Here is a 23,568-nt window from a genome sequence, read left to right as displayed (position 1 = left end):
GGCGTCATCAAGACGCCGATGCATCCGCCCGCGATCCACGAGTTTCTCGCAGGGCTAGCGCCGATGAGCCGCATGGGAGAGCCGAAGGATATCGTCGACGCCGTGTTGTATCTGGAACAGGCGACGTTCGTGACCGGCGAGATCCTTCACGTCGACGGCGGCGCCTCGGCTGGCCAATGGTAGGAGGTTTGCGATGTGGCCCGACCGGCGACTGATTGAACTCTTTGCGATCGAGCATCCCCTGGTTCTGGCGCCGATGGCAGGACTGGGAACAGTCGAGCTCGCTGCCGCGGTGTGCGCTGCCGGCGGACTCGGCTCGATTGGATGTGCAACGATGCAGCCGCAACTCGCCGCGCAGGCGATCGAGGAATTGCGACGGCAGACGCGCAGGCCGATCAACGTCAATTTCTTCTGTCATCGTCCTGCAGCGCTGGACAGCAACCGCGAACAGGCCTGGCGTGATCGGCTTTCGCCCTATTGCCGCGAGCTGGGAATCGAGCCTGAGCCGCCGCCGCGTCTGGACATCCCGCCCTTTGACGATGCCATGTGCAAGATCGTCGAGCAGACCGGGCCCGAAGTGGTCAGTTTCCATTTCGGTTTGCCGGAGGCCGGACTTTTGGCGCGCGTCAAGGCAGCGGGCTGTCTCGTGATGTCGTCTGCGACCACCGCCGGGGAGGCGCTCTGGCTCGAAGCTCACGGTGTCGATGCGGTGATCGCGCAAGGCGCCGAGGCCGGCGGCCATCGTGCGACCTTTCTTGCTGGCCATCTCAACCGCGCGATGGCGTCGCAACCCGGCACGTTGGCGCTGGTGCCGCAGATTGCGGATGTCGTCAGCGTACCCGTGATTGCCGCCGGCGGCATTGCCGACGGACGCAGCATCGCCGCGGCGTTCGCGCTCGGCGCCTCAGGCGTGCAGGTCGGAACGGCGTTTCTGCTCTGTTCCGAGGCCGCAACATCAGCCATGCATCGCAACGCGCTGCGGCATGCGTGTGACGACCAGACCCTGGTCACAAACGTATTCTCCGGGCGACCCGCGCGCGTCATCGCCAACCGCCTGGCGTGGGAGCTCGATGCGCTGTCGGACGCAGCTCCGGATTTTCCGCTTCCGCTCGGCGCGTTGGCGCCGCTGCGCGCCGAGGCGGAACGGCAGCAGAGCCACGATTTCACGCCGCTCTGGTCGGGCCAGGCGGCTGCGCTTGCAAGGGAGATGCCCGCCAGGGCGCTGGTGATGGCGCTGGTGCAAGAGGCCACCAAACGTTTCAAGCACCTTGGATGCAGCAAGGCAGGCTGACCTTGCTTGCGCGCATCCATGTCTCCGATCCAATGTCGGATCGCTGTCACACTTAGGCGACGTGCACCTGCTTCTCGCCATGGCGCTGCGAAAGTGTGAAAATCTCGACGCCATCGGCGGTCACGCCGACCGAATGCTCGAACTGCGCCGAGAGCGAGCGGTCGCGCGTGACAGCGGTCCAGCCGTCGGATAAAATCTTCACATGCGGCTTGCCGAGATTGATCATCGGCTCGATGGTGAAGAACATGCCGGCTTTGAGCGGCACGCCTTCGCCGAGACGGCCGATATGGATGATGTTCGGCTCATCGTGGAACAGCCGTCCGAGGCCATGGCCGCAAAAATCCCGCACCACGCTCATGCCCTGCGGCTCGACAAAGCTCTGGATCGCATGGCCGATATCGCCGGTCGTCGCGCCGGGCTTCACCGCCGCGATGCCGCGCATCATCGCCTCATAGGTGACCTCGATCAGCCGCTCGGCCTTTCGCGCGATCGGGCCGATCGCATACATCCGGCTGGAATCGCCATACCAGCCGTCGACGATGAAGGTCACGTCGATATTGACGATATCGCCTTCCTTTAGCGTGCGATCGCCCGGCATGCCGTGGCAGACCACATGGTTGATCGACGTGCAGGTCGAATAGCGGTAGCCGCGATACATCAGCGTCGCCGGAAAGGCGCCATGGCCGAAGGCGAAGTCGCGGACGAAATCGTCGATGACAGCGGTCGCAAGCCCCGGTTTGATGATGTCGGTCAGCTCGTCGAGGCATTTTGCGACCAGGGCGCCCGCCTTGCGCATGCCGGCAAACGCGCTCGGACCGTGCAGCTTGATCTGCCCGGTCTTGCGCAAGGACGTGTCGGTCGCGTCGATATAGCTCATGGAACCGCCGATTGTCGGGGAAGTCACTGATTTGACCGGTTAATCTAATGATTGCCGCGGTCCGCGCAAGCCGGGCGTCCCCGGTCAGTTCGATACCTCCACGCTGGTTTCGACCGGCAGCGCGCCGCCGCGAACCCTGAGTTCGCGGACCGGATAGGGAACACGGATCCCCTCGCGCTTGAAAGCCTCCCACAGCGACAGCATCACCTCGCTCTTGGTCTTGTCCATGTCGCTGGGGTCGGCGACCCAGAACGTGAGCGAGAATTTCATGCCGGCCTCCGCGAACTCGGTGAGCAGGCAGTTTGGCGGCTTGTTCTTCAGCGCGAGCGGCGTCGTGGCCGCGGTCTCGATCGCGAGCTTGCAGACGAGCCGCGGATCGGCGTCGTAATTGGTGCCGAAATTGACCTTCACTAGCGTGTTCTTGTCGGTATAGGTCCAGTTCGTCACCTTCTGGGTCACGAGATCTTCGTTCGGGATCAGGAACTCGCGCCCATCACCGGCCGCGACTGAGATGTAGCGGGTGTTCATCGCGCTGATGCGGCCGGAATTGTCGCCGATCGTGACCAGGTCGCCCGGCTTCACCGACTTGTCGGCGAGCAGGATGATGCCGCTGATGAAATTGGCGACGATCTTCTGCAGGCCGAAGCCGATGCCGACGCCGACGGCACCGGAAAACACCGCCAGCGCCGACAGGTTGATGCCGACCGCGCTCAATGCGAGCGTGACGGCGAAGATCATCAGGCCGAGGCGGACCATCTTGATCAGCAGCACCTGGATCGACGGCGTCAGGTCGCCCGAGCGCGTGATGCGGCTCTCGACGAAATTGCTGGCGATGTTGGTCAGCCACAGCGCGACGATCAGCAGCACGCCGAGCTTGATCACGACCAGCGGCGTCAGGCGCAAGCCGCCAAGGACAACCGACACCGAGTCCAGCGCATCGAGGACGTTATCGAGCTGGCCGATGATGCTGAGCGCGGCCACCAGCCAGGCCGAGATCGAGACCACGCGGACGATGAACGGATTGCGGATCACCGACGTGACGAGGCGGATCACCAGCCAGGCGGCGCCGAGCTTGGCACCCGTCGCCAAGAGATAGCTGCGGCTCGGCCAGGTCGCATGCACCATGACCAGTCGCTCCAGCGCCACCAGCACCGTGAACACCGCGGTCGATATGCTGTCGATCGTGACGCGCAGGGAATACCGGAAGGGCGCCGGCCAGCCCATCACGCGCGAGGTGAGGTCGATGCGCGAGCGGATGGCGGCACCGGCGAGGTACGCCATGCCGCCGCCGGTGAGCAGCAGCCCGACCTGAAAATAGAACCAGGGCGAGGTGAATTCCGCGCCCACCGATTGTGCCGCCGACAGCAGCCAATCGAGGGTCTCGTGCAGGTCCATGGTCGGAATCTCGATCAAGGCGGAAACATCCGATCAATGCCATTCGCGGACGCATCGAGACAAGCGGTATCTCTCGTCGCGGCGGCGATAGAGACCGCGCGGTGCCCGTTGCGGTGGCGGGACGCCAATCCGGGCGCTACGGATCATGAGATGCGGCAATTCGGCGCGAAATCGGGAAAACCTTGGCTGGGCGGGCAGAAAATGGGTTGGCGTCGAAGTGTGGCGACGATAAGGATGAAAACACAATCATTTACGTTGATTTTACCCGCCCCATGACCTCTCTCGATTCGGTCAGCCTGGCCATCCTGCTCGGTGCCGTGCTGGTGATGGCGGGCATCCTGTCGAGCCTGCTCGCGCTGCGCTTCGGCGCGCCGCTGCTGCTGGTGTTTCTGGTCATCGGCATGCTGGCGGGCGATGCCGGCCCGGGCGGGTTAGAGTTCAGCGACGTGCGGACCACCTACCTCGTTGGCTCGGTGGCTCTCGCCCTGATCCTGTTCGACGGCGGCCTGCGCACGCGCTTCCAGAGTATCCGCGCCGTGCTCGTGCCCTCGATGGGGCTGGCAACGATCGGCGTGCTGGTCACTGCTCTCATCACGGCGCCGGTGGCGAAGTTTGCGCTCGATCTGAACTGGACCGAGGGGCTTCTCGTCGGCGCCGTGGTGGCCTCGACCGATGCGGCGGCCGTGTTCCTGCTGGTGCATGCGCAGGGCCTGCGCCTGCGGCCGCGCGTCGGCGCGACTCTGGAAGCCGAATCCGGCAGCAACGATCCGTTCGCGGTCTTCCTTACGCTGATGCTGGTCGAGTACATCTCGATCGGCAGCGGCTCGGCCACGCATGTGCTGGAAGAGTTCGGCCGCGAGGCCGTGTTCGGTGCGCTCATAGGGTTTGCCGGCGGGCGGCTGGTGGTGATCGCCCTCAACCGCGTGGCGCTGCCGCAGGGGCTGCACGCGCCGTTCGTGACGACGGCCGCGCTGGTCGTGTTCGGCATCGCGCAGATCGCGCACGCCTCCGGATTTTTCGCGGTTTATCTCGCCGGCATCATCATCGGCAACCGGCCGACCCGCGCGCATACCTCGGTGGTGACGTTTCTGGACGCGGCGACCTGGCTGGCGCAGATCGTCATGTTCGTGCTGCTCGGCCTCCTGGTCTCGCCGCACCGGCTCGGCTCCAGCGCCGGGCCTGCTGTCATCGTCGCCGTCGCGCTGATGCTGGTGGCGCGGCCGGCCGCTGTGCTGCTCTGTCTTGCGCCGTTTCGCTTCAGCTGGCGCGAGAAGATTTTCATCGCCTGGACCGGGCTGCGGGGCGCGGTCGCCATCTTCCTGGCCTCGATCCCGATGCTGGTCGGCCTGTCAAAGGCCTATCTCTATTTCGACGTCGCCTTTGTCGTCGTCATCATCTCGCTGCTCTTGCAGGGCTGGACCCTGGCCTGGGCGGCGCGGCGTCTGCACGTCGCACTGCCTCGCAGCGAGCGTGGTCCGCGCCGGGTCGAACTGGACCTGCCCGGCCAGCTCGAGCAGGAACTGGTCGGCTACAAGGTGCGACCCAAAAGCCTGTATTTTCGGCGCGGGCTGATCCCATCCTGGTCGAAGCCGACGCTGGTGATCCGCAACGAGCAGATCCTGTCACCGGTCGAAGCGGAGCCGGTCGCGCCGGGCGACTACATCTACCTGCTGGCGCCGCCGGAGCGCGCCGAGGCGCTCGACCGTTTTTTCGTCGATATGCCGCCGAGCACCGCGCCCGATCCGCATCTGCTGGGCGATTTCATGGTCTCGGGCGAGGTGACGCTCGGCGACATCGAAAAGATTTACGCGCTGCAGACCGATCCCGTCCAGGCCGAGCTGACGCTCGCCGATTATTTCGACGTTCACCTCGATCATGCGCCGAAGGAAGGCGCGACGCTGGCGCTGGATTCCATCGTGCTGGTGGCACGCTCCATCTCGGGCGGCCGGGTCAATGTCATCGGCCTTCGACTGCCCGAAGAGGAAGACGAGAAACCGAAGCTCACCCGCATGCAGGCGTTTCGGCGCAAGCTCGCCGAAATCTGGACGTCGGTCGCGGGAGTTTGAGGGGCTCGCCCGATCTGCCGAGCCGGTTCGGAATGTCCGTTACCACCGTGTCAACCGTATTTCCTTCTGGCGCGACGCTTTGACCCGTAACGGGACAGGTGGCCGATGGCCAAGTCTGGCGATGGCGGAATATCGCTCCCGTGGTAACATGCGCTTCTAGAGCATTGAATTCACTGGGGCCGCTTGGTTTTGGCGTTCGTGAACGAATTCGCCTCAAGGTGAGACGAACGTCAGGACCGGGAAGCTGGTCTGGCTGGGAAGACGCGGAACGAGAGCATGGCCGTTGGCATTGCGACGACTGCAGACCGCAATATCATAACGGTTCTCGCCGTCGATATGGTCGGTTCGACGCGTCATATCGGGGCGTGTGATCCAGACGAGGCCCAGGCATTTCTGGACCGGTGGCTGGATCACATCCGCGGCTCGGTGGAGCGCCTCGGGGGCCAGATCGTCCACTACGCAGGGGACGGCGGCATCGCCATTTTCGGCTGGCCAACCGCATTCGAGGATCACGCCGATCGCGCGTGCATTGCCGCCTGGGACATTCAGGCTCACAGCGCATCGACCGGTCCGAGGGGGCATCCGGTCAATTTTCGCGTCGGGGTTCATTCCGGCCTGGTCGGTTTGCGCAAGGGCGGCCGCAATGCGATCTACCGCTTCGACGTTGCCGGCGCGACGGTGCACGTCGCCGCCAAGTTGCAGCAGGAGGCGGCGGCCGGCGAGGTTCGTGTCAGCGTGGCGAGCGCCAAACTGTGCAGGTCGCCGCTCGACCTGACCGCATGCAACGCGTCTTCGGGCATCGCCGACCGGACGATCGAGGTCTACAGGCTGAATGCCCGGCCAAAGGGTGTCGACCAGAACGACGTCGCGCGCCGCTATCAAAATCCGATCGTTGGCCGCCTCGACGAGCTTCGCGCACTTCGCGAACGACTGCCGCGCGCGGGCGGCAAGAACGCCTCGATCGCCATGATCGGCGAGCCGGGGATCGGCAAGAGCCGCCTCGTCGCCGCGGCGATGTCGGACGCGCTGGCATCGGACGCCAGATGCTGCGTGTTCTGCGGCACGGCACAACGGCGCACCACCGCATTCGCCGCCGCCCGCGCATTGGTGGGCGGCATGCTTGGTGCACGCAGCTCCTCGTCGGACGGCTATTTTCACGACGCACTCGTCAGTGCGAAAATCGATGCGGCCGATCGCCTGACGCTCGAAACCTTGTTCATTGCCGAAAAGCCGCAGCCGCGCCAACGATCGAGCGACAACACGCAAACCCAAACCGCGCGGGCGCTGGTGAACGCGTTCCTGGTGCTGACGCTCGGACGTCCGACCGTCTTGCTGATCGAAGACCTGCAGTGGATCGATCCGGAAAGTCGCCAGTTCCTGAAATTGCTGGCGCGCGCGGAAACCCCGCATCCCCTCTGCATCCTGCTGACCGGGCGGCCGGAGTCGACGAGCGAGGCGGCCGAGATCGCGGAATCGGTCATTCATCTGCAGCCGCTGTCCCGCAAGCATATGGAAGCTTTGGGCCGCCAGTTGTGGAACAAGGATCGGGCTGCTTCGGTGCTCGAACGGGCGATCGAGCGCGCCGATGGCGTCCCCTTCATCCTGGAGGAGCTGCTGCGCTCGGCCAATGCGACCAGCGCGCCGAGCTGGCAATCGCTCCCGCAAAGCGTGGAGTCGGTGATCCACGCGCGGCTGCAGCGTCTGCCGCCGCGGCTGAAATCCTTCGCACAGGCGTTGAGCCTCTTGGGCGACGAGGTCGAGATCGATCTGGCGACGGCCGTCCTCGGCGTCGATATCGGCGAGCTCCTGAGCGCGCTCTACGAGCTCGAGCGGTTTGCCTTCGTCCACCCGCTGGTGGGCAACTCCGCACGCTTCCGGCATCAGATGATTGCCGAGGCCTGTGCCAACACGATCCCGCGCGAACGGCGTCAGAAGATCCATCGCGCCGCCATTCGCGCCATAACGCTGCAATATCCGAGCCGGAGCGGCCGCTACGAACAGCTGGCATTCCACGCCGAAGAAGCCGGCGAGACCGAGCTGGCGCTCGGCTATCTCTGGGACGCCGCCCTGGAGGCGCGCCGGAACTCCGCCGCTTCGTCGCTCAGCCTGATCTTCGACCGCGCGCTCAGCCTCGTCGCGAGCCTCGGCGAAGCCGCGGAAGAGAAATACGTCGACTTCGTTCTCATGAGTTTCGCTTCGATGCTGCAACTCGGCGAATTTCACAAGATGAACATGCATCTGGCGCGCACCATGGAGCTCGCCCGGCGTCAGGGCAGGGCGTGGCAGGTCTGCAGCGCGCAGGCGCATCTCGGGATGATCTGCTGGTTCGAGGGCCGCTATGAGGAAGGGCTCTGGGTGACGACCGAAGGCCTGAAGGTGGCCCGCACGCTGCAGTCTCCCGCGCTGATATTCTCGAACCAGCTGATGATGGCGAGTGTCCTGCATGCCATGGGCGACGTCAGCCGGGCGATTTCGCTGCTGGACCAATTGAGCGACATGCTCACCGGTCCGCTCGAAACGGCCCGCCTCGGGGCGCCCGCGAGCCCGCGCTGCCTGGTCCTCGCATTCAAGAGCTGGTTCATGAACGCGACCGGCCCCCACGACAAGGCGCTGGACCTGGCGCGACGGGCCCTGGACATTGCGCTTCGCGAGCAGGATGCGTATGGCGAGGTGCTTGCCCGCATCGCGATGGGCCGCAACCTTCTCATGCTTCGGCGCAACGAGGATGCCCTCGAATGCCTGTCCGCTGCGCGGGAGATCATCGAGCGCAATGGCTATGATGCGATCAAGGCCAATCTGATCGGCGCGATCGCGACGGCCTTGGCGCGGACCGGCCATGCGCGCGAGGCGATCGGCCAGGTGGAAGCATTTTTGCAAAGCGACATGCAGCTGCGGACGGGCCAGATGGAAATGTGCCAGCTCCATGCCGGTCATGCGGAGGCCCTGGTCCGCGCCGGCGAGGCGGTGCGTGGCATGCAGGCCCTGGATCGCGCGCTGGCCATCGCCAAGGCGATCAACAATCCCTGGCTGATCGTCGAATGCCTTTGTCTGCGGGCGCGCCTGCTGACCGAGACGACGCCCGATGACCAGCGCATCGACCAGGATATCAGCGAGGCGCAGGCGATCTGCGACCAATCCGGCCTCCTATCCTGGGACGTGTCGCGGCTAGTGGCCTGACGCCGGCCTGGCAACGCCGATCCGGATCTTTTCGCAACGCATGAAGCGCTCCAGGCTGGTCTCGCGAGCGTGGCGAACGTCGTTCGCGGTGAGGTGCGCGGGCTCGCCACCTTGACGGGAGTTTGTCGTGGTATACAATTGCAGGTGCGGCAGCCCGGCTGAAAACTTCGCTTGAAAACGCCGGCGGCAAAAGTTGAGCGAATTGTGAACCACCACACAAACCCGGCGAGCCATTGGCTCCATCATCCGACGTCCATTATCCGACGTCCGCGTTCGCGCATCGACGCCGATGTATCGCCAACAGGTGTGCTGAGATCGCCATCATAAAGCCAAAGCATGTTTAGCCCTGGGGGTCATGCCATGCGTCGTCTCGTCTTGCTGATTGGCTGTGCGATCGTTTTGGCGACAAGTTCTGCGGTGCAGGCCGCCGGTGGCGATCCGATCTACGTCGATCAGGGCCCGCGCTGGACGGCATCTGCGCGGGCCGACTTCTACACGCGCGATCAGGGTTCGCGCCTGATCAGTCTCGCCTGGATGCAGGCGCTGAGAAAGGACGGGCAGCCGTTCCTGTCGGACAGCATGTCGCGCTATGGCTTTCTGCCGAATCCGGAGAGCGCTGCCGGCCTGCCCGTCGGCTTCCACGCGTCCGGTCCGCGGGGATTCCAGACCGTCGGCGTCACCTGCTCGGCATGTCACACGCGCCAGCTCGAGGTCGACGGCAAGATGTACCGGGTCGATGGCGGCCCGTCTTTGACCGATTTTCAGGCCTTTTTGAGCGACCTCGACAAGGCGGTCGCAGAAGCGACCGCCAGCGAGGCGTCGTTTGCCGCGTTCGCCGCCGCCGTCCTGAATTCCCCGACACCCGCTGCCGCTGACGTCACGGCACTGCGAAACAAGGTCGATGCGTGGCACCGGCGATATCATGCCTGGATGGTCGGGACATTGCCGACACCTGGCTGGGGGCTTGGACGCCTCGACGCGGTCGGGATCATCTTCAACCGTCTGTCCGGCCTCGATGTCGGACCGCCACCCGATCTGCTCATTCCGGAAAACATGAAGCCTGGCGACGCGCCGGTCCGCTATCCGTTCCTGTGGAATTCGCCGGTGCAGGACCTGACCGACTGGGGCGGTTTCGTCATGAACGGCAACGACGTTTTCGCGTTGTCCAGGAATACCGGACAGGCTCTGGCATTCGCCGATTTCGAACCGGCGCGTGTGGGGCCGCTGTTCAATTATCTCAACAACAATTCCATCAACTTCGATGGACTGAACAGGCTCGAAGAACTCATCAGGCAGATCGGCCCGCCGAAATGGCAATGGCCGATCAACCAGGCGCTGCGCGCCGACGGTGAAAGGATCTTTCAAAGGGAGTGCGCTCAGTGTCACGGGATCAAAGAGGGCGCGTTCCGCTCCCTGTTCGACAAGACCTGGGCCACGCCGGTCCAGAACGTCGGCACCGACACACGCCAGTTCGATGAACTCGGCCGCAAGGTCAAGACCGGTGTGCTGGCGGGCGCCTCCATTCCCGGCATTGCCAGGAAGCTCCAGGAAGAAGATTTTGGCGTCCACATGATGTTCACCGCGGTCGCCGGTTCGATCGGCCAACATATCCTTATCGGCGAACATGGCAGTGATCTCGGCGGCCTTCCCAGCGAGCCGATGGCGCCGCTGTCCGGATCAGGCGCTTCCGGCGCCCCGGCCTCCCAACCGCAAGTGCTGCCGGGATTGCAGGATCTGGCAAAGGCGATGAAGACGCCTGACAACCAGCCAGCGGCCGCACAGCCGGACAGCCTGACCATCGAAAGTGGAACGCTGCTCGTCCGCACCCTGCACCGGGGCGCCTATGAAGCGCGGGTATTGCAGGGCATCTGGGCGGCCGCGCCCTATCTGCACAACGGTTCGGTGCCGACGCTCGCCGAATTGCTCAAGCCATCGGCGCAGCGCACGTCGAAATTCAGCCTCGGTGCAAAATACGACATCGAAAACATCGGACTTGCCGCAACTCAGGACGGGCCCGACGCTCGTCCCGTCACCGATTGCAACGACCTCAATTCAGGGAACAGCAAGTGCGGTCACGAGTTCGGCACGAATTTGAGCGACGGCGACAAGAAGGCGCTGCTCGAATATCTGAAGACGCTCTAAAGGCCCCGTGACGGATCAATTGCAGGGGAATACCTCCTTGAGGCTTTGCAGCATCACCGATCCGATGGGGCGCGCTTCGTCGGCCGCGGCATCCTTGAGATGCTTCGTGGTGGCTTCCACCGCGCGCTGAACACTGAAGTCCACGTCCGCGGGCACGCAGAACAGTTTTGGGTGTCCGCCGGACTGCAGTTCGGCATTGGCCCAGGTCAGGCCGTTCAGATTCCCTGCCAGGAACGCGAACATCGCGGGATCACTGAGCCGGTAGCGTTGCAGCGCATCCATTGCGGTTGCTTCCGCCGACGCCGAAACCGGGATCATGAACGGAGCGACGGAGAGCAGCATTTTACGCATCAGCCTGGTCATTCAGGGCCTCCAGCCGCGGCCTGAAGCAGAGAGTTGGTCGCTCGCGCAATCGATAAGGGCCCGTCGCCGGGCCCCTATCGTCCGCATCATTCCTCGTCGTCGTCTTCGTCATCCTCGTCGATTTCGCCGGTTTCTCCGCCGCCGTGCTCGATGCCGTCGGCGTTGTAGGCGTGGCCATGCTCGACGATCCACTCGATGTCCGAATAGACGTGATCGGCCGGCTCACCTTCCGCTTCGTCGGCATCGTGCTTTTCCATGGCTGCGAATTCCTCCGGGTCGGCGTGCTTGCGGACGAACTCGTGCAACGCCTTCTCGTCATGCACATCGAACTGCATCGTGTGGTAGATTTTCCTCATCGCCTCCTCGCGGGGTTCGGAGCGGGCCATCCGCCGCCCCCAAAGTGAGTTAAAGCGTCGGCCGCGGAATTCCAACTGGGCGAAACCGTTCGGCGACGTCTGTGGCAGTTGCGCCACGATTATCTGGTCGTCCAGGCCTCTGGTTGCGAAAAATCGCCCATCGCGGTCAGGGATCCCTTGGGATCATGCCCAGCGGGTTGGCCACAGTTTCGCGCGTGCCGACGCGTTTTCGTCAGGCTCGCATCGGCCGCGATATCGCGGTTGAGGAACAAGGAGACTAACTTTAGTCTGGAAGGCCCATATAACTCGCGGGGGAAACGCAAGGAGACACAACAATGGCCGTCCCGCCCGATGAGCAGTTCGGCTTCGCGCCCGACTTCGATGCTCCTATTCCCTATATGCAGCGCACGCGCGATTACTATGCCGCGATCGGCTACACCACGCCCTACCGCTGGGCACATTATGTCGAGGCGCCGTTCCAGCCCTTGAAAAAGCCGCTGTCGCAGTCGCGCGTGGCGATCGTCACGACGGCCGCCCCCTACGATCCGCTGAAGGGCGATCAGGGGCCCGGCGCCGCCTATAACGGCAGTGCAAAATTTTATCAGGTCTATGAGGGCGATAGCTCGCGGCAACACGATCTGCGCATCTCGCATATCGGCTACGACCGCAAGCACACCAGTGCGAGCGACAGCGGCACCTGGTTTCCGCTGCCGCTGCTCTGGAAGGCGCAGGCCGCGGGACGCATCGGTGAGGTCGCGCCCCGCTTCTTTGGCGCGCCGACCAATCGCAGCCATCGCGTCACCATCGATGTCGATGCGCCCGAGATCCTGGACCGCAGCCTCGCCGACAAGGTCGATGCCGCGGTGCTGGTGCCGAACTGCCCGGTATGCCACCAGACCACCGCTCTGATCGCCCGCCATCTCGAGGCAGGCGGGATTTCCACGGTGCTGATGGGATGCGCCAAGGACATCGTCGAGCACGCCGCCGTGCCCCGTTTCCTGTTTTCCGATTTCCCGCTCGGCAATTCGGCCGGCAAGCCGCACGATCCGGAATCCCAGGCGCTGACCTTGGAACTGGCGTTGCGTCTGTTGGAGACCGCATTCGGCGCACGCACCACCATGCAGTCGCCGCTGCGCTGGAGCGAGGATGCCTCCTGGAAGCTAGATTACAACAACATCGCCCAGATGAGCCCGGAGGAACTGGCGCGCCGCCGCGCCGAGTTCGACCGCCAGAAGGAGATCGCGCGCGGCAACCGCGCGGCGTGATCCGGACCGAAGCGACAAGACCAATAGGGGAGCGGCGTGACCCGGCCATTCGAAGGCGTCAAAATTCTCGACTTCACGCAGGTGCTGGCCGGGCCTTATGCGAGCTACCAGCTCGCGCTGCTCGGGGCCGACGTCATCAAGGTGGAGCGGCGTGAGGGCGAGGACATGCGCCGTACGCCGCTCAGCCGGGAATGGGCCGAGCGCGGCCTGGCCCCGGGCTGGCAGGCCATCAACGGCAACAAGAAGAGCCTGACGCTCGATCTCGCCAAAGTTGAGGCGATCGCGATCGTCAAAAAGCTGGTGGCCGAGGCTGACGTGGTGATGGAGAATTTTCGCCCCGGCGTGATGGACAAGCTCGGCATCGGCTATGCCGCGCTCTCGGAGGTCAATCCAAAACTGATCTATTGCGCCATCTCCGGGTTCGGCCAGACCGGCCCGGAGCGCGCCAGCCCGGGCTATGACGGCAAGATCCAGGCGCTGAGCGGCATCATGGCGATCACCGGCCATGAACGGACCGGGCCGACACGCGCCGGTTTTGCGGTCTGCGACGTGCTGACGGGCGCGACCGCCGCGTTCGGCGTCTCCAGCGCACTGTTCCAGCGCATCCGCACCGGCAAGGGACAAATGGTCGACGTGTCGATGCTCGAGGCGACGCTGGCGTTTCTGGCCGGGCAGGTCGCCGATTATTCGGTCGCCGGCCACCGCCAAAAACTGTCGGGCAATCAGGCCGTGAGCCGCAAGCCCACGGCCAATCTGTTCAAGGCGGGCGAGGGTTTTCTGCTGCTCGCCGTCAACAACGAGAAGCAATACATCGCGCTGATGAAGGCGCTCGGCCGCGACGACACGTTTGACGATCCGCGCTTTTCCAACTGGTTTGCGCGGCAGGAGAACGAGCCGGCGTTGCGCGCCGTCATCGAGGGCGCGCTCGCGCAGAAGAGCGCGCGCGACTGGGAGAAGATTTTGGAAGCGGCCGGCGCGCCCTGCGCCAGCATCTGGACCATCGAGGAGGTCATCGATCATCCGCAGATCGCAGCGCGCAGCGCCATCCAGGAGATCGACACGCCCTATGGACGGCTGCGCTTTGCCGGCAGCGGCTTTCGGCTCGCCCACGGCGGCGGCCGGCTGGAGTCCATGGCGCCCGCGCTCGGTGCGCACACCGAGGAGGTGCTGAGCGCGATCGGCTATGATGGCGCCGCAATCGCGGACCTACGGGCGCGCGAGGTGATTTGAGGAGCAACCGCCGTCATTGCGAGCGAAGCGAAGCAATCCAGAATTGCCGCGGTGACAGACTGGATTGCGTCGGCGCTTTCGCGCCTTGCAATGACGGCGTTGAGATCTCGTGACTAACCCGACAGCACCTTGACGCCGCCGAACGACGTCACCCGTCCGTGCTTCAGCATCACGATCTGCGTCGCGAGCTGGCGCATCTCGGCGGCGTCGTGGCTGACGAACACCATCGGGATGCGGGCCTCGTCGCGCATCCGGATCAGGTAGGGGAGGATTTCGGCGCGGCGGCTTTCGTCGAGCGCACCGAGCGGCTCGTCGAGCAGCAGCAATCTTGGCTTCGCCAACAGCGCACGGCCGAGCGCGACCCGCTGGCGCTCGCCGCCGGACAGTTTTCCCGGACGGCGATCGAGCAGATGGCCGATGTCGAGCAACTCCGTGATGCGGGTGAGCTGGGCCGGATCGAAGGCCAGGCCATTCATCCGCCGGCCGTAATCGAGATTGGCGCGCACGGACAGATGCGGGAACAGCCGCGCGTCCTGGAACACATAGCCGATGCGGCGACGATAGGCCGGCAAATGGATGGTCTTTTCGGTGTCATCGAGCACGTCGCCGTCGAGCGAAATTTTTCCGCGGTCGGGAGCCAGCAGGCCCGCGATCATGTTGATCAGCGAGGTCTTGCCGGCGCCGGAGGCGCCGAACAGGCCGGTGACGCGGCCCTCGCTCGCAAAACTGGCTTCGATCGAGAACTCGCCGAGCTGCTTTGTGACGTCGACGCGCAACATGCTCAGTTCCCATGCAGGCGCTGGGTGGCGCGCCGCGCGAACCATTCGGCGCCGATCAAGGCCGTGACCGCGATCACGATCGACACGATCACCAGCCGCAACGCTGCGGTGTCGCCCTCGGGGGTCTGGATCAGCGAATAGATCGCCGACGAGATGGTCTGGGTTTCGCCGGGGATGTTCGAGACGAAAGTGATGGTGGCGCCGAACTCGCCGATCGCCTTGGCGAACCCGAGCACCATGCCGGCCAAAACACCAGGAAGCGACAGTGGCAGCGTGACGGTGGCAAACACCCGCCAGGGTGCGGCACCCAGCGTTTCCGCCGCCTGCTCCAGCCTGTGATCGACCGCCTCGATCGAGAGGCGGATCGGCCGCACCAGTAGCGGGAACGACATCACGCCGCAGGCGAGCGCCGCGCCGGTCCAGCGGAACGCGAACACGATGCCGAGATAATCTGCAAGCACGGCCCCGAGCGGACCTCGGCGGCCGAAGGCGAGCAGCAGCAGATAGCCTGTCACGACCGGCGGCAGCACCAGCGGCAGATGCACCAGCGCATCGAGCAGCGACTTGCCCCAAAAATCCCGCCGCGCCAGCAGCCATGCCAGCGCGATGCCGACCGGTGTCGCCATGAGGGTTGCGACCGCGGCGACCCGCAGTGAAAGCAGGATCGCCGTCCATTCCGTGGGCGTGATGTCCAGCACGTCGTCGGGTCAGGAGGTCGGCTTGATCAGGTAGGTGAAGCCGTATTTCTCGAGCACGGCCTTCGCCGCCGAAGAGTGCAAATAGTCGAGATAGGTTTTGGCTTCAGGCTTCGCCGTCGTGGTCGCTGCCACCGGGTAGATGATCGGCGGATGGCTGTCGGGTGGGAAAGTCCCGACCAGCTTGACGCCGGGCTCGACCTTGGCGTCGGTCGCATAGACGATGCCGAGCGCGGCTTCCCCGCGCGCCACCAGGGTCAGCGCGGCACGCACGCTGTCGGCCATCGCGAATTTCGGCTCGGCGGCCTGCCAGGCCCCGAGCTTCTCGAGCGCGGCCTTGGCATATTTGCCGACCGGCACGGATTTGACATCGCCGGTCGCGATCTTGCCGTCGCCGGCGAGCGCGGCGAGATCGAAGCCCGCTCCGATCGCCAAATTGTCGATCTTGGAATCCCTGGGCGCAATCAGCACGATGCTGTTGCCGAGCAGATTTGCGCGGGTCGGCTCGTCGATGGTCTTCTTGGCGGCGGCATAGTCCATCCAGTCGGTGTCGGCGGACACGAAGATGTCCGCCGGCGCGCCCTGCTCGATCTGCTTGGCGAGCGTCGAGCTCGCGGCGTAGCTCGCCGACACCTTGAGGCCGGTTTTGGCGGTGAAGGCCGCGTCGATGTCGTCGAGCGCGTTCTTCATGGATGCCGCGGCGAACACGGTCAGGGTCTTGTCCTCGGCCTGTGCTGCGGAATGGATCGATCCGGTGAGGATCACGAGGGCGGCAAAAAGTGCGGCGAGACGAGGCATTTTTGAGCGCTCCATGCGTTCGCGCGCGGTCTGCCGCGCGCAAATCGGGCATTGGTTGAGGTCGGGATGCGACGGCGGAAGCGCTGTTCCGGGGATCCTGCGGACTTACGGTCGGACGGGATGTCGCTGTTTCCGGAACATAACAGGCTGGGGGGAGGGGTAAAGGCGGTGGTTCGTCGACCTTCCTATTCCGATGGCAGGATCGCGATGGATATCGCCTTGTCCTTGGCGCCGCTGACCTGCAGCAGGAAGGGGCTGGCCGCCAGCTCGTATTTCATGGTTTTGCGGATCCCGGTGCAATCCGTGGCCCCGCTGAAGGCTTTCGGCTTGAGGACATGGCCGTCCTGCACCACGTCGACCCAGGCGCCCTCGGACAGGCTGATGGTGTAGACGCCCGCCTTCGGCACGGCGTTGAACTTGGCAAAGCCCGCGAACGTGCCTTCCTTCGGCGCGCGTTCCGGCGGCGACGGCAGTTTGGCGTCCGCCGGGGCGGCCAATGCGAGCATCAGGCCCGTCGGCGATACCGCGGCGAGCTCGCCGCCCGAATTGACGTTCGTGCGATCAGGTGCGGTCAGCGCCGCGCGCGCCTGCGTAATGTCCCATTTGAATTTGTCGCAGCCGCTGGGCTCTTCGGCGGCCCGGGCGGAGACCGCTCCGAGCAGCAGCAGAGCAATGAGGAACGCCGTACGCATCTCAGTCCACCGCGATCATGACATCGGACGCCTTGATCACGGCCGTGACGTGATCTCCGGCCTTGATGCCGAGTTCGTCGACCGCCTCATTGGTGATCGAGGAGGTCACGATCTGCCCTCCGCCGATGTCGACGCGGATGTGCGAGGTGGTCGCACCCTTCTTCACGTCGACGACGGTGCCCTTGATCTGGTTGCGTGCACTGATGCGCATGATGCTGCTCACATGGGCCGGGCCGCGCGGTGCAACCGCGCAGCATGCGGCGTGATCGGGATGGGAAGGAGCGGGACCATCGTCCCACGTGAACTGCGCGCTTACGGCGCGCAGGCGAAGTCTAGCCGATCTCGATGACGAATGAAATCGATCCGGCGCGAGCCAAAAGGGTCATTTCGGCTTCGCGGCGGGGGCGTGCAGCACCTGCTTGCAGGCCGCGGGCAACTGCGCCAGCGTGATCGGAGGGCGCGGTTTTGGCGGCTGTTTCGGCGGCGGCGGATGGAGGACCTCGTCCTTGAACCAGTAGCCGAGCTCTGACGGCGCGCAGCCGTCATCCTCCGACTGCTCCTTCTGTCCTTCGCACTCACTGTTGCCAGGCGGGCATCTCATGCGGATGTGGAAGTGATAGTCGTGTCCGTACCACGGCCGGACCTTGTACAGCCAGCTGCGATCGCCCTTGGCCTCGCGGCATAGCGCCTTCTTGATCGCGGCATTGACGAAGATGCGTTGCACCGAGGGCTCCAGCGCGGCGTCGCGGATGACAGCGAGATGCTGCGGTGTCCAGGCGTTCGGATCGATGTCGAGACGGTCGCCACGCACCATCATGGTGGCGGACATCTCCTCGCGCTCCTCGCGCGACAGCAAATGGTCCGGCATCGGCGTCAGCCAGATATCGGCATCGATCCCGATCTGGTGGCTGGCGTGGCCGGTGAGCATCGGCCCGCCGCGCGGCTGGCCCATGTCGCCGACCAGAATGCCGGGCCAGCCGGCATCCCTGTGCGCGTTCTTCGACAGTCGCTTCAAGAGCGCGATCAGATCGGGGTGACCCCAGTTGCGGTTGCGCGACAGCCGCATGACCTGCCAGGTGTCGCCGGTGATCGGCATTTCTTTCGCGCCGGCGATGCAGCCCCTGTTGTAGGCGCCGATCACCCGGGGCGGTCCCGCCGTCGGCAGCAGTTTTCGGGCGAACAGTTCCTTGGCCGCGACTTTTGGATCGCTCGGGTTGTCCAGCGGCGGCAGGTCCTTGGGCTCCACGGTGCCCTTGTCCTGGGCGAGCACCGTCGCGGCGGCGAACAGGACGAGGGAGCTGACAAGCGGGATCAGAAGGGGCCGGAGGTGCATCGGATCGCTCTTTCCGCGGGCAGGGTAACATGAAAGAGCGGCGCGCAGACCAATCGCAAATCCTTGATCCGGCTGCCGGCAGAAGCCTCTGCGTTCGTTTTATCGCTGGATAGCACTGTTGAACTTTGACGGAATTTTGGACAGGAATGCACCGTCGTGCACGCGCTGGTTGCAGGCAGCTTTGCCAGATCGAGAAGCGGTCTGAGCCATTAACTCGACACGCTTCAGAGTTTGCCTCGTTTCCGCCTGTTCAGATGATAGGTCAGCGCGAGCGCCACGCAGTGGCGCAGCGCGGCTTCGGGCGGATCGTCGGCGGCATCGAGCAGAATGCTGCGGTTGCCGCCATAGCGCAGCTCCGGATAGAGCTCGCGAAAGGTCTCGACCAGATTGGTCTGGCAGTGGAAATAGACCGCATATTGATCGGGCGCGGATCTGACGCCGTCGATGCGGATCGTGCTGCCGCTGCCTGTCTCAGTCGTCAGATAGCTCGGCTGCCCCCATTTGAGCGCTTCCTCGATTGCGCCGACACCATCGGTTTCGCGCGCCGTCTCGAGGATCAGCCGCCGCAGCGCCAGCAATCTCACCTGAACCGGTTTTGAGTAGGCGCTGAGGACGGCCGAGATCACGGGATCGATCCGATCGGTAGCGCGCCGCGTCGTGCGCTCCCGGCCTGCGTCCTTTCTCATACGCGCTTTTGCGGTGGCCGGCATCGGTCGCCCCATCATGTTGCAGCGTGCGAAAACACTATGTCACGAGCTCCACCGAGGAAAGCTCGTTCCCTCACCACGATCGTGCGCATTCGCCTCGTGCGCCGCGATGGCAGCAGGATGGCGGCAGACACAGGTCCCGCGCGCGCCCTTACGCCGCCTCGCGCAGGCCGGCCAAAAAGGTATCGACGCTCTTGAACAGCAGCGACGCGTGCTGGCCGAGTTCGCCGGCCGCGACCAGCACGTTTTTGGCAAGATCGCGCGACTGGCCGGCGGCCTGGCTTGCGCCGACGACATTTTTCGAGACCTCGCTGGTGCCGATGGCCGCCTGCTGCACGCTGCGTGCGATCTCGCGCGTGGCCGAACCCTGCTCCTCGACCGCGGACGCGATGGTCGTGGCCACCGCGCTGATGTCGCGGATGGTCTGGCTGATGCTTCCGATCGCGCCGACGCATTCGCTGGTCGCCGACTGGATGGCGGTAACCTGCCCGGCAATCTCTTCGGTCGCCTTGGCGGTCTGGCCCGCGAGCTCCTTGACCTCGGCGGCGACCACGGCGAAGCCGCGGCCAGCCTCGCCGGCGCGCGCTGCTTCGATCGTGGCATTGAGCGCGAGCAGGTTGGTCTGGCTGGCGATGGCGTCGATCAGGCGCAGCACGTCGCCGATCTTTTCGGCGGTTGCCGCGAGGCTGCCGACCATCTCGGTGGTGCTGACGGCCTTGCCGACGGCCTGGTCGGCCACGCTGCTGGAATGGGTCACCTGGCGGCCGATCTCGGCAACGGAGGTGGCAAGCTCATCGGTCGCGGCCGCCACCGTCGCGACGCTGGCAGAAGCCTCTTCCGACGCCGCGGCCGCAGCGCTGGCCCGGTCCGACGTACCATTGACGCTGGTGGTGATCTCGCCGGCCACGCGCCGCATGTCCTCGGTTGCGCGCGCCACCGCGCCGACCACGCTCTTGACCTCGCTTTCGAAGCGATCGGCCATCTGGCGCTGCAGCGCCTTCTTCTCCCGTTCGCTCTGCTGCTTGTCCTGCTCCTGCGCCTCGCGCAGCGCGCGCGCCTCGATCATGCTGCGGCGGAAGACGTCGACGGCCTGCGCCATGGTGCCGACCTCGTCCGCCCGCTCGCCGCCGGGGATCGCCACCTCGATGTCGCCGCTCGACAGGCGGTTCATGACCGCGGTGATCGAGACCAATGGCCGTGAAATGCTGCGGCCCAGAAACAGCGCCACCAGGCCGGCAACGATCAGGATCGCAGCGGTTGCGAGGATCAAATTTTGTTGCGAGCTCGCCGCGGCCGCCTCATAGTCGCTGGTGTCCTTGATGATTTCGAGCAGCGCGACCGGCTGCCCGGCAAAATTCTTGATCTGGCCGACATAAACGGCGGCGGGATGGCCGTTCAGCCGCGCATCCCGATGCAGCGGCGCGCCGTTGAAGACGCTCTTCAATTCGTCCTCGCTGGCGACTGCCTCGTCGCCAAAGGTCGACGACAGTTTTTTGACTTCTCCGTTGTCGAGCCAGAACACGGCAAGATCGATGCCGAAACGCTGCTTGGCCCGACCGACGAATTCGTCGCCGAACGCCGCGCCGACGTCGACGGTGGCGAGCGCCTTGCCGCCCTGCAGGATCGGCGTCATGCCAAAGATGCCGAGCGACAGGCGGCTCTGCTCGACGCCGGCGATCTGCTTCCCGCCGGCGTTCGCCTGCACCACGGTGATGCGGCGCTTGGAGGTGTCGTCGCCAAAAATCTTTGGCTCGTGCACGCGATAAAAGTTCGTTGCGGGCGGCGTCCAGACATTGACCAGCGGGATGCCCTGCGCCCTCAGCGCCGGCATCGCGCCGCCGAGCAGCGCGCCGAGCGCGTCGCGGTCGCCCTTTGTGACGGCGTCGGCGATCGGCGGCATCGCGGCCAGCACCGAGCTCAGCGCCAGCGTGGTGCGGCCCTCGTAGTCAATCGCCGCGATGACGCTGTCATATTGCAGCCTGAGCTGCTGCTCGAGCGCGAGGCGGGTCAGTTCGCGCTGCTGCAGCACCGAGAAGGTGCCGAGGATTCCGCAGGCGGTCGCGACGGTGAGCGAAATGGCGAGGATCAGGCGAGACGCAATCGATCGAAGCTTGAACATGGAGCATTCCCAGACGCCGCAGCGATGGCGGGGAAGCTCCCAGATAATGTTTAATTAACGGCTACCGTAGTTTACCGGTCTGCGTTCGCCTGGCCTCGTTCTCCGCATGGCAGCGATGTCATATTAGCGGTCGCATCCTGGCGGGCGCGTCGAGATGGTCGTCGAGTATCGCCCTGCCGGCGTCTTCGTAATGGGCGTTGCGGGCCTGGATCTGCTGCGCGATGGCGTGCATGTCGCGAAACCGCCGCTCAAAACCGTTGGCGCGAAACACCGCCGTTGCGCCCGCCATGTGATAGGCGGTGTCGACCACCGAAGCCGATTGATGGATGGTCCAGGTCGAGGCGAGCCGCATGGCGACCCGTTGCTGCTCGGCGATATCGCCGCCGCCAGCCAGATGCGCTGAGATTTCCGCAGCCGTGCCGTAGAGATAGGCATGCGCTGCGCGCCAGTTCGCCTCCAGCCGGCCGATCGTGCCCTGAATGGCGGCGTTGTCGCGCATCGAGCTCAGGCCTTGCGGCGACTTGCGGCGGGCGAGTTCGGTCGTCGCATCCAGCATCGCGCGCGCCACGCCGAGCGACACCGCGCCAAAGCCCATGGCGAAGACGTAATGCGTGGCGATCTTGTACAGCGGGCCCGGCTCGCGGAGGGCGGAGGGGACGTCGCGCAGCGCCGTGAAGCGCTCGGGGATGAACAGGTTCTCGACCGAATAGCTGTCGGTCCCGGTGGCCCTCAGCCCGATCACGTCCCAGACGTCGTAAAGGACAGCGCTCGTCGCCGGAAACAGAATGGTGCGGATCTCCGCTCCGCCGTCCGGTCGCTTGCGCGGCGTACCGTCGGCCTCGACGATCCGGACATGGGCGCCGAGCCAATTCGCCTGGCGGATGCCGGAGGCGAAATCCCAGCGCGCAGTGGCGATATAGCCGCCCTCCGTGGCACGCGCCTCATGCGCGATCGCGCCCCAGGCCAACACGTTCTGCGGCGCACCGAAGATCTCGCGCGCAGTGTCGACATCGAGATAGGCCGCCACCATGCCGCAGACGCTGCATTGGCCGAGGCACCAGGCGGTCGAGGCGTCGGCCTTGGCGACCTCCTCCAGCATCTGCATCTGGACTTCAAGCGGCGCCTCGTGACCGCCGACGCTTTGCGGCAGCAGCGACCTGTAAAGGCCGTTCTCGATCAGCGCTGACAGGACGGGCTCCGTCAGCCGCCGCGCCTGTTCCGCATGCTCGGCTTCGCTGGCGATCAAGGGGGCGAGCGCCCGGGCGCGCTCCACGAGGCCCAGTGCGGACGGCTGGTTCATCACGTTTCCTCTGCCCGTTGTGGGTCTGTCGGAAACTATGATGGTGGTCTATCCCGCCGGCGAGAGCAAGGCGGGCGCGCGGAGATCGATATTCGAAATTGTCATTCCGGGGCGCTCGCAAAGCGAGCGAACCCGGAATCTCGCGCAAACAATCTCCGGATTCCGGGTTCGCCTCTCGGGCGCCCCGGAATGGCGGTGCGCAGGGAAATCAGCTATCCACCTTCAGCGCGGCAATGAAGGCTTCCTGCGGGATGTCGACCTTGCCGAACTGCCGCATCTTCTTCTTGCCTTCCTTCTGCTTCTCCAGAAGTTTTCGTTTGCGCGTGACGTCGCCGCCATAGCATTTTGCGGTGACGTCCTTGCGCAGCGCGCGCACGGTCTCGCGCGCGATCACCTTGCCGCCGATCGCCGCCTGGATCGGGATCTGGAACATGTGCGGCGGGATCAGCTCCTTCATCTTCTCGACCATGGCGCGGCCGCGCCCTTCCGCGCGGGTCCGGTGCACCAGCATCGAGAGCGCGTCGACCGGTTCGGCATTGACCAGGATCTGCATCTTGACCAGATCGGCGGGCTTGTAGTCGGTCAGGTGATAGTCGAACGAGGCGTAGCCCTTGGAGACCGATTTCAGGCGATCATAGAAGTCGAACACCACTTCGTTCAGCGGCAGGTCGTACTTCACCATCGCGCGCGAGCCGACGTAAGTGAGCTCCTTCTGCGCGCCGCGCCGGTCCTGGCACAGTTTTAGCACGCTGCCGAGATATTCGTCGGGGGTAAGGATGGTTGCCTCGATCCAGGGCTCGTCGATTTCGGCGATCTTGACCACGTCGGGCATGTCAACGGGATTGTGGATCTCGATCTCGCTGCCGTCGGTCAGCTTCATCTTGTAGATGACGCTCGGCGCGGTCGCGATCAGGTTGAGGTCGAATTCGCGGCTCAGCCGCTCCTGAATGATTTCGAGGTGCAGCAGGCCGAGGAAGCCGCAG

Annotated in this window: 20 protein-coding genes and 1 pseudogene; 7 read left to right on the top strand and 14 right to left on the bottom strand. The window is 64.8% G+C overall.

From position 1 onward, the window contains the following. Both JOZ76_RS21090 and JOZ76_RS21085 read left to right on the top strand, forming a co-directional pair. Positions 1 to 183: SDR family oxidoreductase (locus JOZ76_RS21090; RefSeq protein ID WP_291701470.1), on the top strand; the 183-nt coding region annotated here is incomplete at its 5' end. 10 nt (positions 184 to 193) lie between these two features. Continuing rightward, on the top strand, positions 194 to 1,291 hold the full coding sequence (locus JOZ76_RS21085) for an NAD(P)H-dependent flavin oxidoreductase (RefSeq protein ID WP_291701468.1): 1,098 nt from the start codon (positions 194 to 196) through the stop codon (positions 1,289 to 1,291). Between the two features lie 52 nt (positions 1,292 to 1,343). Here JOZ76_RS21085 and map read toward each other — a convergent pair whose 3' ends face one another. Then, the gene (gene map, locus JOZ76_RS21080) at positions 1,344 to 2,168 is read right to left on the bottom strand and encodes a type I methionyl aminopeptidase (RefSeq protein WP_291701467.1); all 825 of its coding nucleotides are present in this window, start codon (positions 2,166 to 2,168) and stop codon (positions 1,344 to 1,346) included. Positions 2,169 to 2,252: 84 nt separating this feature from the next. Next, positions 2,253 to 3,563: a mechanosensitive ion channel family protein gene (locus tag JOZ76_RS21075; RefSeq protein WP_291701472.1), complete on the bottom strand. Its 1,311-nt coding sequence runs from the start codon at positions 3,561 to 3,563 to the stop codon at positions 2,253 to 2,255. Positions 3,564 to 3,835: 272 nt separating this feature from the next. Between JOZ76_RS21075 and JOZ76_RS21070 the strand changes: the two genes are divergently transcribed. The 3 genes from JOZ76_RS21070 to JOZ76_RS21060 all read left to right on the top strand — a co-directional run bounded on the left by JOZ76_RS21070 (position 3,836) and on the right by JOZ76_RS21060 (position 10,948). Next, positions 3,836 to 5,629, top strand: a complete 1,794-nt coding sequence (locus tag JOZ76_RS21070; RefSeq protein ID WP_291701465.1) for a potassium/proton antiporter — start codon at positions 3,836 to 3,838, stop codon at positions 5,627 to 5,629. A 276-nt stretch (positions 5,630 to 5,905) separates the two neighbouring features. Then, positions 5,906 to 8,806, top strand: a complete 2,901-nt coding sequence (locus JOZ76_RS21065) for an ATP-binding protein (RefSeq protein ID WP_291701463.1) — start codon at positions 5,906 to 5,908, stop codon at positions 8,804 to 8,806. A gap of 360 nt (positions 8,807 to 9,166) precedes the next feature. Next, the gene (locus JOZ76_RS21060) at positions 9,167 to 10,948 is read left to right on the top strand and encodes a di-heme-cytochrome C peroxidase (RefSeq protein WP_291701461.1); all 1,782 of its coding nucleotides are present in this window, start codon (positions 9,167 to 9,169) and stop codon (positions 10,946 to 10,948) included. A gap of 15 nt (positions 10,949 to 10,963) precedes the next feature. On the opposite strand, the gene JOZ76_RS21055 is transcribed toward JOZ76_RS21060, so the two are convergent. Beyond that, a complete protein-coding gene (locus tag JOZ76_RS21055) occupies positions 10,964 to 11,311 on the bottom strand; it encodes a Rap1a/Tai family immunity protein (RefSeq protein ID WP_291701459.1) in 348 nt (115 codons plus the stop codon). A gap of 86 nt (positions 11,312 to 11,397) precedes the next feature. Beyond that, positions 11,398 to 11,784 (bottom strand): hypothetical protein, encoded by a 387-nt coding sequence (locus JOZ76_RS21050; protein ID WP_291701457.1) that lies wholly within the window; start codon positions 11,782 to 11,784, stop codon positions 11,398 to 11,400. A 218-nt stretch (positions 11,785 to 12,002) separates the two neighbouring features. On the opposite strand from JOZ76_RS21050, the gene JOZ76_RS21045 reads away from it, so the two are divergent. Further along, positions 12,003 to 12,932, top strand: coding sequence for a glycine/sarcosine/betaine reductase selenoprotein B family protein (locus JOZ76_RS21045; protein WP_291701455.1), 930 nt, complete (start codon positions 12,003 to 12,005; stop codon positions 12,930 to 12,932). 36 nt (positions 12,933 to 12,968) lie between these two features. Beyond that, on the top strand, positions 12,969 to 14,162 hold the full coding sequence (locus JOZ76_RS21040; RefSeq protein ID WP_291701453.1) for a CaiB/BaiF CoA transferase family protein: 1,194 nt from the start codon (positions 12,969 to 12,971) through the stop codon (positions 14,160 to 14,162). A gap of 113 nt (positions 14,163 to 14,275) precedes the next feature. On the opposite strand, the gene modC is transcribed toward JOZ76_RS21040, so the two are convergent. The 10 genes and pseudogenes from modC to JOZ76_RS20990 all read right to left on the bottom strand — a co-directional run. Next, entirely contained in the window at positions 14,276 to 14,941 is a 666-nt protein-coding gene (modC, locus tag JOZ76_RS21035) for a molybdenum ABC transporter ATP-binding protein (protein WP_291701451.1), read from the bottom strand. 2 nt (positions 14,942 to 14,943) lie between these two features. Continuing rightward, positions 14,944 to 15,639 (bottom strand): molybdate ABC transporter permease subunit, encoded by a 696-nt coding sequence (modB, locus tag JOZ76_RS21030; protein WP_291701449.1) that lies wholly within the window; start codon positions 15,637 to 15,639, stop codon positions 14,944 to 14,946. Positions 15,640 to 15,648: 9 nt separating this feature from the next. After that, positions 15,649 to 16,434: a molybdate ABC transporter substrate-binding protein gene (modA, locus tag JOZ76_RS21025; RefSeq protein ID WP_291701447.1), complete on the bottom strand. Its 786-nt coding sequence runs from the start codon at positions 16,432 to 16,434 to the stop codon at positions 15,649 to 15,651. A gap of 185 nt (positions 16,435 to 16,619) precedes the next feature. Then, positions 16,620 to 17,126, bottom strand: coding sequence for a hypothetical protein (locus JOZ76_RS21020; RefSeq protein ID WP_291701445.1), 507 nt, complete (start codon positions 17,124 to 17,126; stop codon positions 16,620 to 16,622). Position 17,127: 1 nt separating this feature from the next. Further along, positions 17,128 to 17,337 carry a TOBE domain-containing protein gene (locus tag JOZ76_RS21015; protein ID WP_291701443.1) on the bottom strand — a complete coding sequence of 70 codons (210 nt, stop codon included), beginning with the start codon at positions 17,335 to 17,337 and terminating at the stop codon, positions 17,128 to 17,130. Positions 17,338 to 17,508: 171 nt separating this feature from the next. Next, the gene (mepA, locus tag JOZ76_RS21010) at positions 17,509 to 18,459 is read right to left on the bottom strand and encodes a penicillin-insensitive murein endopeptidase (RefSeq protein ID WP_291701441.1); all 951 of its coding nucleotides are present in this window, start codon (positions 18,457 to 18,459) and stop codon (positions 17,509 to 17,511) included. 224 nt (positions 18,460 to 18,683) lie between these two features. After that, positions 18,684 to 19,145 (bottom strand): DUF1801 domain-containing protein, encoded by a 462-nt coding sequence (locus JOZ76_RS21005; protein ID WP_291701439.1) that lies wholly within the window; start codon positions 19,143 to 19,145, stop codon positions 18,684 to 18,686. Between the two features lie 172 nt (positions 19,146 to 19,317). After that, positions 19,318 to 21,285 (bottom strand): methyl-accepting chemotaxis protein, encoded by a 1,968-nt coding sequence (locus JOZ76_RS21000; RefSeq protein ID WP_291701437.1) that lies wholly within the window; start codon positions 21,283 to 21,285, stop codon positions 19,318 to 19,320. Positions 21,286 to 21,403: 118 nt separating this feature from the next. After that, positions 21,404 to 22,585 carry an acyl-CoA dehydrogenase family protein gene (locus tag JOZ76_RS20995; RefSeq protein ID WP_291701435.1) on the bottom strand — a complete coding sequence of 394 codons (1,182 nt, stop codon included), beginning with the start codon at positions 22,583 to 22,585 and terminating at the stop codon, positions 21,404 to 21,406. Between the two features lie 208 nt (positions 22,586 to 22,793). Further along, positions 22,794 to 23,568 (bottom strand): annotated as a pseudogene (locus JOZ76_RS20990) (elongation factor 4); the annotation flags it as partial.

This window comes from Bradyrhizobium sp. (assembly GCF_019244115.1).
In the GTDB taxonomy this organism is placed as follows: Bacteria; Pseudomonadota; Alphaproteobacteria; order Rhizobiales; family Xanthobacteraceae; genus Bradyrhizobium.
The sequence above is the reverse complement of the archived record's forward strand: the minus strand, read 5'-3'. Positions and strand labels throughout refer to the sequence as shown.